General features: G+C 72.2%; 16 protein-coding genes. 5 read left to right on the forward strand and 11 right to left on the reverse strand.

Going from position 1 to position 14181, the window contains the following annotated elements; translation table 11 throughout:
- Positions 1-9: 9 nt before the first annotated feature.
- The 3 genes from Dvina_RS49190 to Dvina_RS49200 form a co-directional block, all read right to left on the reverse strand.
- A complete protein-coding gene (locus Dvina_RS49190) occupies positions 10-942 on the reverse strand; it encodes an HAAS signaling domain-containing protein (protein WP_223098865.1) in 933 nt (310 codons plus the stop codon).
- A complete protein-coding gene (locus tag Dvina_RS49195) occupies positions 939-1265 on the reverse strand; it encodes a PadR family transcriptional regulator (protein ID WP_223098867.1) in 327 nt (108 codons plus the stop codon). The genes Dvina_RS49190 and Dvina_RS49195 overlap by 4 nt, the downstream gene beginning before the upstream one ends.
- 160 nt (positions 1266-1425) lie before the next feature.
- On the reverse strand, positions 1426-2136 hold the full coding sequence (locus tag Dvina_RS49200) for an LppU/SCO3897 family protein (protein WP_223106260.1): 711 nt from the start codon (positions 2134-2136) through the stop codon (positions 1426-1428).
- 156 nt (positions 2137-2292) lie between these two features.
- Here Dvina_RS49200 and Dvina_RS49205 point away from each other — a divergent pair, with 156 nt between their 5' ends.
- Positions 2293-2715 carry a hypothetical protein gene (locus Dvina_RS49205; protein WP_223098869.1) on the forward strand — a complete coding sequence of 141 codons (423 nt, stop codon included), beginning with the start codon at positions 2293-2295 and terminating at the stop codon, positions 2713-2715.
- Between the two features lie 50 nt (positions 2716-2765).
- Here the strand turns inward: Dvina_RS49205 and Dvina_RS49210 are convergent, their stop codons facing one another.
- Both Dvina_RS49210 and Dvina_RS49215 read right to left on the reverse strand, forming a co-directional pair.
- Positions 2766-3680, reverse strand: a complete 915-nt coding sequence (locus Dvina_RS49210; protein WP_281428419.1) for a Ppx/GppA phosphatase family protein — start codon at positions 3678-3680, stop codon at positions 2766-2768.
- An 18-nt stretch (positions 3681-3698) separates the two neighbouring features.
- Complete coding sequence (locus tag Dvina_RS49215) at positions 3699-4202, reverse strand: amino-acid N-acetyltransferase (protein WP_223098874.1); 504 nt, start codon at positions 4200-4202, stop codon at positions 3699-3701.
- 23 nt (positions 4203-4225) lie between these two features.
- On the opposite strand from Dvina_RS49215, the gene Dvina_RS49220 reads away from it, so the two are divergent.
- Positions 4226-4711 carry a cellulose binding domain-containing protein gene (locus Dvina_RS49220; protein ID WP_223098877.1) on the forward strand — a complete coding sequence of 162 codons (486 nt, stop codon included), beginning with the start codon at positions 4226-4228 and terminating at the stop codon, positions 4709-4711.
- Between the two features lie 75 nt (positions 4712-4786).
- Positions 4787-5737, forward strand: a complete 951-nt coding sequence (locus Dvina_RS49225) for a phosphotransferase (protein WP_223098880.1) — start codon at positions 4787-4789, stop codon at positions 5735-5737.
- On the opposite strand, the gene Dvina_RS49230 is transcribed toward Dvina_RS49225, so the two are convergent.
- From Dvina_RS49230 to pdxR, 5 genes are all read right to left on the reverse strand, one after another.
- The gene (locus Dvina_RS49230) at positions 5714-6271 is read right to left on the reverse strand and encodes a DUF501 domain-containing protein (RefSeq protein ID WP_246655821.1); all 558 of its coding nucleotides are present in this window, start codon (positions 6269-6271) and stop codon (positions 5714-5716) included. The genes Dvina_RS49225 and Dvina_RS49230 overlap by 24 nt on opposite strands.
- The gene (locus Dvina_RS49235) at positions 6268-6699 is read right to left on the reverse strand and encodes an FtsB family cell division protein (RefSeq protein ID WP_246655822.1); all 432 of its coding nucleotides are present in this window, start codon (positions 6697-6699) and stop codon (positions 6268-6270) included. The genes Dvina_RS49230 and Dvina_RS49235 overlap by 4 nt, the downstream gene beginning before the upstream one ends.
- Positions 6700-6872: 173 nt before the next feature.
- Positions 6873-8150: a phosphopyruvate hydratase gene (gene eno, locus Dvina_RS49240; protein WP_223098885.1), complete on the reverse strand. Its 1278-nt coding sequence runs from the start codon at positions 8148-8150 to the stop codon at positions 6873-6875.
- 206 nt (positions 8151-8356) lie between these two features.
- Positions 8357-9973 (reverse strand): DUF885 domain-containing protein, encoded by a 1617-nt coding sequence (locus Dvina_RS49245; RefSeq protein WP_223098888.1) that lies wholly within the window; start codon positions 9971-9973, stop codon positions 8357-8359.
- Between the two features lie 54 nt (positions 9974-10027).
- A complete protein-coding gene (pdxR, locus tag Dvina_RS49250; protein ID WP_246655823.1) occupies positions 10028-11398 on the reverse strand; it encodes a MocR-like pyridoxine biosynthesis transcription factor PdxR in 1371 nt (456 codons plus the stop codon).
- 72 nt (positions 11399-11470) lie between these two features.
- On the opposite strand from pdxR, the gene Dvina_RS49255 reads away from it, so the two are divergent.
- Positions 11471-12451, forward strand: coding sequence for a DMT family transporter (locus Dvina_RS49255; protein ID WP_223098891.1), 981 nt, complete (start codon positions 11471-11473; stop codon positions 12449-12451).
- Complete coding sequence (locus Dvina_RS49260; RefSeq protein ID WP_223098894.1) at positions 12337-13122, forward strand: patatin-like phospholipase family protein; 786 nt, start codon at positions 12337-12339, stop codon at positions 13120-13122. The genes Dvina_RS49255 and Dvina_RS49260 overlap by 115 nt, the downstream gene beginning before the upstream one ends.
- On the opposite strand, the gene Dvina_RS49265 is transcribed toward Dvina_RS49260, so the two are convergent.
- Entirely contained in the window at positions 13114-14178 is a 1065-nt protein-coding gene (locus tag Dvina_RS49265) for a glycoside hydrolase family 26 protein (protein ID WP_223098896.1), read from the reverse strand. The genes Dvina_RS49260 and Dvina_RS49265 overlap by 9 nt on opposite strands.
- Positions 14179-14181: the final 3 nt, after the last annotated feature.

A 14181-nucleotide genomic window follows, 5' to 3' on the forward strand; every position in this document is an offset into this window, starting at 1 on the left:
CCCTCGACGTTAGCGGGGCGGCGACACCGACGGGCTCCCGGAGGGGCTGGGGCTCGCGCCGGCGGAGGGGACGGTGCTCACCGATGGGGCGGAGCTCGCCGAGGGGTCGACCCGGCCGAGCGGGCACAGCGGGTAGGCGGGCCTCGTCGTGTGCACCCCGCCGGTGTCCTGATCGTTGTCGCAGCGGTAGGGGTCGCCGATGGTGATCGCGTTGCCGTCCTGGTCGTACAGCGTGACGTTGTGCAGCGGACGGCCGTTCTCGTCGACCGGGTAGACGTCGATCACGTTCGAGTACGGGTTGTAGGAGCCGTTGTCGTAGGACCGGCTGGAGTCGGAGAGGCGCCACAGGGAGCCCGGGAGGTTTACCGCGATGAACAGCAGGCCGAGCACCGCGACCACGCTGACCCCGATGCCGACGGTCCTGGGCACGCGGGGCCGGCCGGTGGCCCCGATGCGCACGGAGAACACCGCGGCGGCGGCCATGAGCACCAGCCCGATCGGATCGTCCAGGCGGTCGGTGGGAATGATGTCGAGCGCGAAGATCAGCACGACGATCGCCACCCCGCGGGCGATCCACCAGGCCGGGCGGAGCAGGCGCAGGAAGTCGGTGGCCCGCTCGTAGCCGATGACCTGCCCGGACCGCTCGTCGAGCGTGCCCAGGCGCAGCCGCAGCAGCTCGACGTCGATGCCGCCGCGGGCCGCCGCCGGGGCGCGCCCGGCCTCGATGCCGGCCGCCGCGCGCAGCTCGGCCGCGTAGGCGTCGGGCGGGCCGAGCCGCTCGACGAGCGAGCCGCCCTGCTCCTCGAGGACCTCCGCGAAGTGCGCGGGCAGGTCCTCCATGAGGTCGTCGCGCACGTCCGGGGGCAGGTCGGCGAGCGCGGCCGCGACCCGCTCCAGGTAGTAGTCGATCTCCAAGCTGGAGCCACTCGGCGCAGTCGTCATGCCGCCTCTCCCCCTATGAGCGTCTGCATCGTCTGCGCGAAGCCGTGCCAGACCTTGCCGGACTGGGCGAGCTGGGCCCGGCCGGCGGCGTTGAGCGCGTAGTACTTGCGGTGCGGCCCCGACTCGCTGGGCACGACGTAGGTGGTCAGGGCGCCGGCCTGGAAGAGGCGGCGCAGGGTGCCGTAGACGGAGGCGTCGCCCACCTCGTCGAGGCCGGCCGAGCGCAGCCGGCGCAGGATGTCGTACCCGTAGCCGTCCTCATCCCGCAGCACGGCGAGCACGGCGAGGTCGAGCACCCCCTTCAGCAGCTGAGTGGTGTCCACGCCAAGCAGAGTAGTACGCAATGCACAGTAGTATCAAGCGCGGAGGTCGGGGCGCCGGGCCTGCTCCGACCTGCACCCTCGCGGCGCGGCGGCAGATCGACCGGGTGGCACGCGAAAGGCGGCCCACCACCGGCGGACCGCCTTACGGAGAAGAGTGTGGTTACTTGGCGTCGTCGAGGCAGAGGGCGTCGCCGCTGGTGACGTCGGTGCCCTGCCAGAGCACGTACTTGGCGTCGGACCAGGCGTCACACACGGTGGCCTCGTCCTTGAGCGCCTCGGTCTGCGAGACACCGTTCTTGATACCGACGACCTTGTACTTCGCGGTCGAGTCGTCGCACTTGACGATCTTGACCTTGACGTCCTTGGACGTCGAGTCGCCGATCGAGTCACCGGCCAGGCAGTCGCCGACGGCCGCGTTCTTCGGGTCCGAGTTCACGCTGTCGACGATGTCGTTCCAGGTGCTGCGGGCGAAGAGGAAGATGCCGCCGCAGCAGACGAGCGTGAGGACCAGGATGACACCCACGACGATCAGGATGATCTTGCCGGCGCTGCTCTTCTTCGGCGGCGGCGGGGCGCCGAACGGGGCACCGGGAGCACCCGGGGCACCGTAGGCCGGCGGCTGGTCGTACGGCGAGCCGGACGCCGGAGGCTGTCCGTAGGCCGGGTCGTACGGGGCACCCGACGAGGGCTGCTGACCGTACGGCGCGCCCGACGCGGGCTGCTGGCCGTACGGCGCGCCCGACGACGGCGGCTGCTGGCCATAGGGAGGCTGCTGCCCGTACGGCGGCTGCTGCCCATACGGCTGGTCACCGCCGTATCCCCCGCCACCGGGTGGCGGGTAGCTGCCGGGCGGCGGGTACTGATCAGACATGCGTTTCCTTCCGGGGTATGCCGCAAAGATCACCCTAACGGGCAAAAAGACGGTTGAGCTTGGGAAACCGACCTCCGACCCACTGGAGACGGCTCACGATAGCCGGAGAGGGCCAGCCCGCGCAGCACAGAGCGTGCTCGTATTACGGTGTGCGCCGTGACCGATCTGTTGAAACGGCTCGCCGCGGGGCCCGGCGTCTACCGCGGCCGCGGCGACGGGCTGGAGTCCGGACCTTTCGTGGCCCGGATCAAGGTGACCTCGGTGGTGCGCGGCAACGCCATCACGCTCGACTATGAGGCGGTCAGCGACAGCAAGGGACTGCAGCACGTCGAGCACACGATCCTCACCGCGAGCGAGGCCGGCCGGCTGGAACTGCACGTCACCTGCCTCGAGCTGCCCGGCGTGACGCGGTTCGTGCAGAGCGAGCCCGGAGTCTTCAACGCATACGAGGGCGCCCTACCAGCCAAGATCATCATCACGATGCCGAGTGACGGCGTGCTCACCTACGGCTGGTGGTACGCCCGCGACGACGCCGAGCCGCGCGAACAGTCCCGGGCCGAGGTCCGCCGCACGGGCTGACCAGCTCTGACACAAATCCGACAGCGCAACGTTACGGTTGGCATCGCAACTTACGAGAGCGACAGCGCGATGCCGTCCAGAATGTCGGACTCCGAGGCGATCACCGAGTCGATGCCCGCGGACGAGCCGAGCTGCTCGACGATCACCCGCAGGATCAGCGCCCCCGCGCCGATGACGTCGGCGCGGCCGGGGTGCATGACCGGGTGCTCCAGCCGCTGCGCGGCGCTGCGCCCGAGCAGGTCGGCGGTCACCTTCGCCACGTCCGCGGCGGAGATGCGGGCCCGGTGGATGCGCTTCGGCTCGTACTCCCCCAGCCCGAGCGCCAGCGCGGCGACTGTCGTCACCGAGCCGGCCAGGCCGACGAGCGTGGCCGCCCGCGCCCCGTCGACCGAGGCCAGCGCCCGGTCCACGGCGGCCGCGACGTCGGCCTCGGCCGCCGCGATCTCCCCGGCCGTCGGCGGGTCGGAGTGCAGGTGCCGCTCGGTCATCCGCACGCAGCCGATGTCGACGCTTATCGCCGCCTCGACGTCGCCGGCGCCCAGCACGAACTCGGTCGAGCCGCCCCCGATGTCCACGACCAGGAACGGCGCCGCGGCCGTCAGCCCGCGCACGGCGCCGGCGAAGGACAGCCGGGCCTCCTCGTCGCCGGTGATCACCTCGGGCGCGAAGCCGAGCGTGTCGAGCACCATGGCCCGGAAGTCGGCCGCGTTCTCGGCGTCCCGGGAGGCGCTGGTGGCCACCATCCGGGCCGCGTCGACACCGGCCGCGGCGATCTCGGCCGCGTAGTCGACAAGGGCCACCCGGGTCCGCTCGATCGCGGCCGGAGCCAGCCGTCCGGTCTGGTCGACACCCTCACCCAGCCGGACGATCCGCATCTGCCGGGTCACGTCCGAGATGTCGGACTGTTCGGAGACGTCGGCGATCAGGAGCCGGACGGAGTTGGTGCCGCAGTCAATGGCCGCCACTCGTTTCACGGTCAAAGCCTACAAATGCAGCAGCATGCGGTGGTTGCCCAGGGTGTTGGGCTTGACCCGCTCGAGGTCGAGGAACTCCGCGACCCCCTCGTCGTAGGAGCGCAGGAGCTCCTCGTAGACCGGGTGGGTGACCGGGGTGCCATCGATCGGCACGAAGCCGAACGAGCCGAAGAAGCGGGTCTCGAAGGTCAGCACGAACACCCGGCGCACCCCGATCTCGCGGGCGGCGTCGAGCAGCTCGGCGACGATCCGGTGGCCGATCTTGTGCCCGCGCAGGAGCGGGTCGACCGCGACCGTGCGGACCTCGGCCAGGTCCTCCCACATGACGTGCAGCGCGCCGCACCCGACTATCGCACCGTCATCCGTGCGCTCGGCCACCCAGAACTCCGGCACGGCCTCATACAGGGCGACGGTGGGCTTGGACAGCAGCCGGCGGTCGGCGACGTACATCGCGACGAGCCTCCGGATGCCCCGGACGTCGGCGGTTCGTGCCCGCCGGACGATTACCTCCATGGCGCAAGGGTAGTGGCGCGCGGATGTGGCTTCTGACACGCGATCGGGTGCTCATCCTCACCACGGCGCTCATGACGGCGGTGGCCGCCACCATGACCGTGCTCTATATCAACAAGAGCCCGCAGCCGATGACACCCGTGGCGAGCACGACCGGCCCGCCGAAGGCCAGCCCCGGGGCGAGCGCCCGGGCCACCGCCGCCCCCGGCACGGTGAAGGCCGACTACGCGGTGCGCAGCAAGTGGAAGGACGGCTTCAACGCCGAGGTCACCGTCACCAACCTGGGCAGCCGGCCGCTCATGGGCTGGATCGTGCAGCTGGAGCTGCCCAAAGACGTCGACGTCACCTCGACGTGGGGCGCCAAGACGGAGCAGGCGCCCGGGCGGCTGGTGCTGCGCTCCCAGGCGTACAACACCTACCTGGAGGCGGGCGGCGCGATCCGGATGGGCTTCGAGGCGAAAGGGCCGGCACAAGCACCTACCAGCTGCTCCGTCAATGGCACGGCGTGCTGAGTCATTAATCCGACTGTTTGCACGTGGCGGGCATCCGACCCCGCTTCGGCAAGAAGTCTGACGTACCTTCTTTGGGTGCTGACCCCACCGGCCGGACTCCCCGAGGACGCGCTCGGGGCCCTGATCGGCCGAGAGTGGGGCATTCCGGTCAAATCGCTCGGCTACCAGCCCGTCGGCTTCGGCTCCCATCACTGGGAGGTCGTCGACACCGCGGGCTTCCGCTGGTTCGTGAACGTCGACGAGCCGGCCGACCCGGCCAAGCTCGACGCGTCGCTGCGCACGGCGGCCGACCTCCACGCCACCGGGCACGCCTTCGTCGTCGCCCCGATCCCGGCGCTGAGCGGGGCCAGCACGGTGCACCACGGGCCGTTCACGATCGCGCTGTACCCGTTCGTCGAGGGCGCCAGCTTCGACTGGAACGCGTTCACCGGCCCGACCCACCGCCAGGCCACCCTGGACATGATCATCCGGCTGCACACGGCGCCGCCGATCGCGCGCCGGCACGCCCGGGTGGACGACTTCGCGGTGCTCTACCGCGACGAGGTCGAGCAGGCATTGCGGCAGCCCGGCGAGTCGGCGGGCTGCGGACCCTACGCGGTGCCGGCTGCCGACCTCCTGGAGGAGCACCGCCGGCCGCTGCAGAGGGTCCTGGCCCGCTACGACGAGCTGGTGCTGCAGAGCCGCACCGAGCCGGTCCGGGCCGTGCTCACCCACGGCGAGCCGCACTCGGGCAACACCATGCGGACCCCGACCGGGTGGCGGCTCATCGACTGGGACACGGTGCTGGTGTCGCCGCCGGAGCGGGACCTGTGGCTGATCGAGCCGGGCGACGGGTCGATCTTCGCGGCCTACGCCGAGGCCACCGGCGTGCTGGTCCGCCCGTCGACGATCATGCTGTTCCAGCTGCGGTGGGCGCTGTCGGACATCGCTGTCGAGGTGCGCCGCTTCCGCCGGCCGCACACGGGGACGCAGGACGAGGCGGAGGGGTACGAGATCCTGCGGTCAGTCGTCACCAGCATCGAGTGAGTCCGCCGGGGCACTGTCCGGCGCAGACGCGGCCGGCCGGTCGACGCAGGGGCCCTGGGCCCACCACTCGCCGGCCAGCTTGACTGTCTCGTCACCGAACGGGTTGACGCCCTCACCCACGGCCAGGGCGTGGCCGAGGTGGACGTGCAGGCACTTCACCCGGGTCGGCATGCCACCGGCGGAGACGCCGTCGATCTCCTGGACGTGGCCGACCGACTCGCGGCGGCGCAGGTAGTCCGCGTGCGCCAGCTGATACTGCGCGGCCAGCTCCGGGTCCGCGGCCAGCCGGGCGCCCATCTCGCGCATCAGGCCGGACGACTCCAGGCGGCTGCACTCGTGCACCGCGCGCGGGCAGGTCAGGTAGAACAGCGTCGGAAACGGGGTGCCGTCCGGCAGCCGGGGCGTCGTCTCCACGACGTCGGGCAGGCCGCAGGGGCAGCGGTGGGCGACCGCGCGGGTGCCGCGGGGCGTGCGGCCGAGCTGGGCCGCGACCACCGCGAGATCCTCGTCGGTGGCCGGCTGGAATTCCGTCACTGCTTGTCCGCCGCCTCGATACTCGACCAGAGCTTGCCGTACCAGGGCCGGGGCGGCTTCGGGGCGCCCGGGACGTCGTCGGGGTCGGCCTCGGCGTTGTTGGCCGGGTCCACGACCACGTAGGGCTTCTCACCCGGCAGCACCATGTGCAGCCGCTGGCGGGCCTGGGAGATCACGTATTCGGGATCGTCCCACTTCTTGGCCCGGGCCTGCATCTCGGCGACCTTCGCGGCCTGGTGCGCCTGGCTCTCCTCGAGGGCCGCGATCTCGGCCTGCTGGGCCAGGTAGACCCGCACGGGGTACGCGTAGGCGAGCAGCAGCACCAGCAGGACCAGGCTGAGCACGACGGCGCGGCTGGTGAACCGGCGCGGCTGCGGTGCCCGGGTGCGCATCGCGGCGCCGCCGGGCGAGACCGCCCGCCGGGCCACGGGCCGGGACGGTGCGCGGCCGGCGCGCTGGGAGCCGCGCGCCGCAGCCCGGGGAGAAGCGCCGCGTGGGCCGCCGCTGCGCCCGCCCGGCCGCCTGCGTGGCTGCATCGCTCCTCCCGGAGTCCGTACGGCCCGCGGCCCCAGAGCGTGAGGCCGCGGGCGGTCAAGAACGGTTAACGGTACCGCGGGAAGGCGCCCCGGCCCGCGTAGCGCGCCGCGTCGTCCAGCTCGTCCTCGATACGGAGCAGCTGGTTGTACTTCGCCACCCGCTCGGAGCGGGCCGGCGCGCCGGTCTTGATCTGACCGGTGCCCAGGGCCACGGCGAGGTCGGCGATCGTGGTGTCCTCGGTCTCACCGGAGCGGTGCGACATCATCGTGCGGAAGCCCGCGCGGTGCGCGAGGTCCACGGCGTCGAGGGTCTCGGTCAGCGAGCCGATCTGGTTGACCTTCACCAGGACCGCGTTGGCCGTGTCGGTGGCGATGCCCCGGGCGATGCGCTGCGGGTTGGTGACGAACAGGTCGTCGCCGACGATCTGGATGCGCGAGCCGAGGGCGTCGGTCATCGCCTTCCAGCCGTCCCAGTCCTCCTCGTTCAGCGGGTCCTCGATCGAGACGATCGGGTACGCGTCGACGAGCTGGGTGTAGTACGCGATCATCTCGGCGGACGACTTGGTGCCGCCCTCGAACGCGTAGTTGCCGTCCTTGTAGAACTCGGTGGCGGCCACGTCGAGCGCGAGCACGATGTCGCTGCCCAGCGAGTAGCCGGCCTTCTCGACGGCCTCGGCGATCAGGTCGAGCGCGGCCGCGTTGGTCGGCAGGCTCGGGGCGAAGCCGCCCTCGTCGCCCAGGCCGGTGGCCAGGCCCTTCTTCTTCAGCACGGACTTCAGGGTGTGGTACACCTCGGCACCGGTCCGCAGCGCCTCGCGGAACGTCGGGGCGCCGATCGGCGCGATCATGAACTCCTGGATGTCGACGTTGGAGTCCGCGTGGGCCCCGCCGTTGAGGATGTTCATCATCGGCACCGGCAGCAGGTGCGCGTTGGGGCCGCCCAGGTACTTGAACAGGCTCAGGCCGGCCGAGTCGGCGGCCGCCTTGGCCACGGCCAGTGAGACGCCCAGGATCGCGTTGGCGCCGAGCTCCGACTTCTCCGGCGTGCCGTCGAGGTCGAGCATGGCCTGGTCGACGAGGCGCTGCTCGGTGGCGTCGAACCCGCGGACGGCCTCGGCGATGCGCTCGTTGACGTTCTCGACGGCCTTCTCGACACCCTTGCCCAGGTAGCGCTTGGTGTCGCCGTCGCGCAGCTCGTTGGCCTCGAACGCGCCGGTGGAGGCGCCCGAGGGAACCGCCGCCCGGGCCAGCGTCCCGTCGTCGAGAACGACCTCGACCTCGACCGTCGGGTTGCCCCGCGAGTCGAGGATCTCCCGCGCGCCGATTGCTTCGATAGTGGCCACTGTCGTGTCACTCCTTGCAGAATTTTGTTTGGTCGGCCGCCACGGTGCGGCACGGACAGTATTTCGCGCTCCCCTCGGTCGCTCCCCAGCGGGGGGCTCCGCCCACCCGCACCCCCTGGCACGCATTGGTCACCGTTGTGGGCCGGGAGCCCGCTCGGGAGCTGCGCACGGCCTTCGCCAGGCGCAACGCACCACCGCCGCGGGAGTCAGTCGAGATCCAGCAGCGTGCGCAGGTGGCGCGGCGGCGGGGAACCGTGCGCGAGCATCCGGTCGTGCCAGTCGCGCAGCGTGACGCCGGACGGCCGGGCATCGGCGATCTCCCGGATTTCGGTGTACCCGACGAAGTACGTCGAAAGCTGGGTCGAGCTGAGCAGCGCGCGGCGCCACTTGCCGGCCGCCTCGCCCTCCTCCTGGAAGCCGCGCTCCATCATCAGGGTCATCGCCTCGGACTCGGTCATCCCGTCGCAGTGGACGCGCTGGTCGATGATCGCGTTGATGCTCATCCGGAGCTGCATCTTGAGCTGCTGCAGGCGCACCGGCAGCCCGCCGAAGCCCCGGTCGGCCATGAACTCCTCGGCGTAGACGGCCCAGCCCTCGACGAACGGCCCGCTCCAGCCGATGGCCCGGGCGCGGGTGCGGCCGCGGAACCGCCGGGCGTGGGCCAGCTGGAGGTAGTGCCCGGGCGTGGCCTCGTGGACGGTGAGGTCGCGCAGCATGTGGCTGTTGTACTCGCGGAAGAACGACGCCACCCGCCCGTCCGACCAGTCCGAGGGGGTCGGTGAGATGCAGAAGAACGTCGGCAGCTCGGCCGGCTCCAGCAGCCCGGGCGGGTCGCAGTAGGCCACCGCGACGCCCCGCGCGAACTCGGGCATCTCCATGATGACGAGCGGGTCGTCGATGAGCGTGATGAGGTCGTGCTCCCGGGCGAACGCGGTCGCCTCGTCGAGCGACACCTTGGCCAGCTCGACGATCGTGTCGTTGTCCGGCGCGTCGGCCGCGGCCTGCGCGAGCGCCGCCCGCACCGTCGCGTCGCTCTGCGGCCCCCCGGTCAGCTCGGCCGCGGTCGCCCGCAGCGCCGCGCTCACCCGCTCCAGGTTGGCCTCGGCCCGCTCCAGCACGGTGGCCGCGCCGAGCTCGGTGTCGAGCGTGTGCCAGAGCCGCGCCTCCCACAGCCGCCGCCCGAGGCGCGGGTCGCGGTCGGACGACTCCAGGCGGCCCTTCAGCCACTCCGCGAACGCGTCGAGCTCGGCCGCGGCCCGCTCCTGCGCCGGCGCGACCACTTCGGCCATCCCCGGCGCCTCCTTGAAGAGCTCGTTGAGCTCCTCGCGCACCAGCCTTGCGGTACCCCCGAACTGGCCTATGGCGGTTTCGACGTGCACCCGGGGCGCGTCGCCAAGCACTTCGCGCGCGGTGGCGAGGGAGTCCGGAATCGCACTGAGCCGGGCCGCGATCGACATGAGCCGCTCCTCGGCCGGCGCGAAGGGCCGCGAGATGAGCCCGTGCAGCAGCGAGCCGGGGTTGTGCACCAGCGGGTTCCACTCGTGCTCGCGGATCTCGGTCCGCTCGAACAGCATCCGCTCCACCCGCGCCAGCAGCACCGCGTGGTCGACCTGGTCCTGCGGCTCGAGCTCGTCGACGTCGACCTGGCTCAGCGCCGCCGCCGCGTCCCGCAGCATGTCGACGTCTCCGGCCACCCCCTCCGCGGAGTAGTCCGGCAGCCGCGTGTCGAACCGATGATCCCCGGCGCTGGCCGCGAGCGCGGGCGCACATTCGAGCAGCGCATCGGCGACGTGCTCGGCAAGTGGAACGAATTGCTGCGACATGCCTCCGACGGTAGCCGCTACCCCACCCACCGAGCAGCACCACGGCGGCGACTGTCACAGGAGCGTCGCCAGCTTCCGGACGGCGGTCGTCAGCTCGTGCGGGGTGTGGGCGGCGTAGCCCAGGACCAGGCCGCCCGGGCCGGACTTGCGGATGCGCAGGGTGGACAGGGCCAGCGGGCCCAGGCCGGCCGCCGCGGCCCGCTCGGCCAGAGCCAGATCGTCGACGCCGGCCGGGAGCTCAACGACCAGGTGCAGGCCCGCCGCGATGCCGGTGATCCGGGCGCGCGGCAAGTGGCGGCGCAGGGCTGCGACCATGGTGTCGCGGCGTTCCCGGTGGAGGCGGCGGGCCCGGCGCAGGTGGCGGTCGTAGCCGCCGCCGGACAGGAACTCGGCGAAGGCCAGCTGCTGCAGCGCCGGGCCGCCGTTGTCGGCGTCGTGCTTGGCTGCGTACAGGTCGGGCAGCCAGTCGGGTGGGGCGGTCAGCCAGCCCAGGCGCAGGCCGGGAGCCAGGACCTTGCTCACCGAGCCGACCAGGGCGACGCGGTCCGGGGCCAGGCCCTGCAGGCAGGCTACGGGCTCGCGGTCGTAGCGGTACTCGGCGTCGTAGTCGTCCTCGACCACCAGGGCGTCCGTGCGGCGGGCCCAGGCGATCACCTCGGCTCGGCGGCCCGGGGCCAGCACCACGCCGGTCGGGAACTGGTGGGCCGGCGTGAGCAGGACGGCGCGGACCCGGGTGCGGGTCAGGGCGGCCACGTCCAGGCCGTCGGCGTCGACGGGAACGGGGATCACGTCCAGGCCCAGGCGGGCCAGGTGGTCGCGGAGGGCGGCCGAGCCCGGGTCCTCCAGGGCGATCCGCCGGGTGCCGCGGGCCAGCAGGACCCGGGCCAGCAGGGCCAGGCCCTGGGTGACGCCGGCGGTGACGATCAGGCCGTCGGGCGGGATCAGGGCGGCGCGGACGCGGCCCAGGTAGCCGGCCAGCTCGGTGCGCAGCCTCGGTACGCCCGTCGCGTCGCCGTAGTCGAAGTCGGCGTCCAGGGCGCTCGTCAAGGCCGTCTCGTATGCGCGGCGCCAGGCGGTGCGCGGGAAGGCGCCCAGGTCGGGGACGCCGGGGCGCAGCGGGGCCACGGCGGCCCGGCGCTCGACCAGGTCGCCGCGGCGGCGGGGGACGGCCGCGGCCACCTCGGCGACAACGGTGCCCGAGCCGCGCCGGCTGACCAGGCGGCCCTCGGCGGCCAGCTGCTCGTAGGCGCCGACCACCAGGCCGCGCGAGACGCCCAGGTCGGCGGCCAGGTCACGGGTCGAGGGCAGGCGGGTCCCGGGCGCCAGGCGGCCCTGCCTGATCGCTTCCCTCAGCGCTCCGACGAGCTGCTCCCCCACCCGCGGCCGGGTGCGGTCGAGCTCGACGAGCGCCTCCCACACCGACACGAAAGTGGCCCCCTAAAAGCCGCACTCGGTGGCACTGTAGCGGGTACCACTGGCGCTCGTAAGGTCTCGCTCATGACCCGTCGCCACACCATGTACTGCATGCTGACCTGCGCGATTCTCGGCAGCTCGTTCGTGGTGAGCCGATCGATCGTCGCGTATCCGATCCTCACCGGCCAGGCGATTCGTTACGCGCTGGCCGCCCTCGCCCTCTTCGCGCTGGTGCTGCGCGAGCGGGCCCGGATTCACCCGTCCGGGAGCGAGATCGTCAGGCTCGCGCTCGTCGCCGCGACCGGGCTCGTCGGGTTCAACCTGCTCCTCCTGTACTCCCTCAAGCACGCGGACCCGGCCGTCATCGCCACCATCGTCGGCGTCAGCCCGCTGCTCCTGGCGCTGCTGGGTCCGCTGCAGGAGGGTCGCCGCCCGGCGCCGCGGCTGCTCGGCGCGGCCGCTGTCGTCGTCGTGGGAGCCGCGCTTGTCTCCGGCTTCGGCGCGCACGACACCAAGGGGCTCGTCGCGGCCGTCGGGGTGCTGCTGTGCGAGGCCGCCTTCTCGCTGTTGGCGGCGCCGCTGCTGCCCCGGCTGGGGCCGGTGCGCGTCTCGGCGTGGAGCACGGCTCTGGCGGTACCACTGCTGCTGGTGCTGTTGCCCTTCACGGCGGAGCGCCCGCGCCTGCCGGACCCGTCGGAGGCGGCCGCTGTCGCGTTTCTCGGGCTGATCCTGACGGTCGTGGCGTTCGTCTGCTGGTACACGGGGGTGGCCGGGCTGGGGGTCGACCGGGCGGGCGTGTTCGTGGCCCTGGTGCCGGTGTTCGCGCTGATCACGGCGGCGATCGTGGACCGCGCGCTCCCGGGCCCGGCGAAGATCACGGGGGTGCTCCTGGTCGGCGCCGGTCTCCTGATCGCTGCGGCCGGTTCAACATCGCGTGTTAAGCAGGATGGATGCAACGCACCGCGCTCGTCCTCGGCGCCGGAGGGATCACCGGCGTCGCCTGGCAACTCGGCATCCTCATCGGCCTGCACGACAGGGGTGTCGACCTCGCCCGGGCCGACCTGATCCTCGGCACGTCCGCCGGCGCCATGACCGGCGCCCTCATCGCCGCGTTCGGTGATCCGCGCACCGCGGCCGCCGTCGAGGCGCCGCTCGGGCCCGCCGACCCGCCGCTGGAGGCCGACTGGAGCCTCGGCCCGATCGCGTTCGGGCTGCTGCAGGACGAGTCGCTGGACCCGGCCGACATGCGCCGGCAGATCGGTGCCATAGCCCTGCGGGCCGCGGTGGGGCCGCCGGAGCCGTGGCTGGCCGCGTTCGGGCGGCGGCTGCCGATCGAGGGCTGGCCGGAGCGGCTCACGGTGACGGCCACCGATTGCCGGACCGGGGATCCGGTCGTCTGGAATGCCGCTTCGGGTGTACCGCTGGTCCCCGCCGTCACCGCCAGCTGCGCGGTGCCGTGCCTCTTCCCGCCGATCCCGGTCAACGGCGGGCGGTACATGGACGGCGGGCTGCGGTCCCGGACCAACGCCGACCTGGCCGCCGACTACGACACGGTGACAGTGCTGGCGCCCCGGATGCCGCTGCTCCAGCGGGAGTCGCTCGACCCCCGGTTCACGGTCATCGAGCCGGACGCGGCCTCGACGGCGGCGATCGGCGGCAACGTGTTCGACGGCGGCCGCTGGGCCCCGACCCTGGCCGCGGCCGAGCGCCAGGGCCGGGAGCTGGCACTACTTTGAGCCCTTGGCCGCCATCGGCTTGAAGTACGCGTCCTGGGCGATCGACGAGCGGAACGCCTCGAGCACGCCCGGGTCGTCGGACACCATGTACTGGTTCGTCGGGCCCTTGTTCTCGGTGGGGTCGGACTCGAAATAGAGCACCGCGCGGATCTGCGGGTTCACCTTGAACGTCATCGAGGCGTCCCGCAGCCACGCGGCCCGCTGCTCGGTGCCCCAGCTGCGGGCGATGCCGAACTCGCCGATCATCACCGGCTTGCTCGGGTGCTTCGCGCAGAACTCGAGGAACGGGCGCATCAGGTCGCCGATCTCGCCGTACTTCGTGCCGGCGTAGACGTCCACGCAGGCCCAGTCGACCTGGTCGTCACCGGGGTAGAAGTCGGCCGCGTAGCCGCCCTGGAAGCCCTCGGCCGTGGGGCACCACACCCATGACGCGTTCGTCGCGCCCTCCTGGTTGAAGATGTTGCGCACGTACTTCCACGCCGCGATGTAGTCCGCCCCGGACCACATCTGGGCCCGCAGGTTGGGCCGGTCCATCTCCCAGCGGTAGCGCAGCAGCACCGGGCGCCCGAACGCCTTGAGCTCCTTCGCCCGCTGGCGGATCAGGTCGTCGTAGCGGCCCATCGTGATGAGCCGGGTGTCGCCGCCGGCCCACGACAGCATCATGGTGCTGCCGCGGGCCGCGAACGCACGGTCGGAGTCGTTGATGAAGTTCTCGTCGAAGCGGCGGTACGTGTTGACGATCGCCATCTTCCGCCCGAGCTCCTGCTCGTAGGCGGTCATCGCGGCCAGCCGGCCCGGCTCGGTGAGGTGGTCGGGCCGGACCCAGGCGCCGAGGTAGGAGCCGTGCTTCGGCGGACCGACGGGGCCGGCCGCGAACGGCCCCTGCGACGTCGCGATGGCCGGGGGCGACCCCTTGTCCACCGTGTCCACTGTGGACGAGGGGGCCGCCGACGGCGGCTGCTCGCGCTTACCCTGTTGCAGCACGACAAGCGTCACTGTCGCCGCGACCGCGACGAGCACGGCCACGACGACACCGGTCACGACGATCCGCTTCACAAC

It is taken from the genome of Dactylosporangium vinaceum, assembly GCF_019904175.1.
Lineage (GTDB): Bacteria > Actinomycetota > Actinomycetes > Mycobacteriales > Micromonosporaceae > Dactylosporangium > Dactylosporangium vinaceum.

What these genes read in the sequence shown, in the direction of transcription:
- Dvina_RS49190 (WP_223098865.1), bottom strand. Translation starts at nt 942, where the DNA reads ATGACGACTGCGCCGAGTGGCTCCAGCTTGGAGATCGACTACTACCTG.
- Dvina_RS49200 (WP_223106260.1), bottom strand. Translation starts at nt 2,136, where the DNA reads ATGTCTGATCAGTACCCGCCGCCCGGCAGCTACCCGCCACCCGGTGGC.
- Dvina_RS49215 (WP_223098874.1), bottom strand. Translation starts at nt 4,202, where the DNA reads ATGGAGGTAATCGTCCGGCGGGCACGAACCGCCGACGTCCGGGGCATC.
- Dvina_RS49220 (WP_223098877.1), top strand. Translation starts at nt 4,226, where the DNA reads ATGTGGCTTCTGACACGCGATCGGGTGCTCATCCTCACCACGGCGCTC.
- Dvina_RS49245 (WP_223098888.1), bottom strand. Translation starts at nt 9,973, where the DNA reads ATGTCGCAGCAATTCGTTCCACTTGCCGAGCACGTCGCCGATGCGCTG.
- Dvina_RS49255 (WP_223098891.1), top strand. Translation starts at nt 11,471, where the DNA reads ATGACCCGTCGCCACACCATGTACTGCATGCTGACCTGCGCGATTCTC.
- Dvina_RS49260 (WP_223098894.1), top strand. Translation starts at nt 12,337, where the DNA reads ATGCAACGCACCGCGCTCGTCCTCGGCGCCGGAGGGATCACCGGCGTC.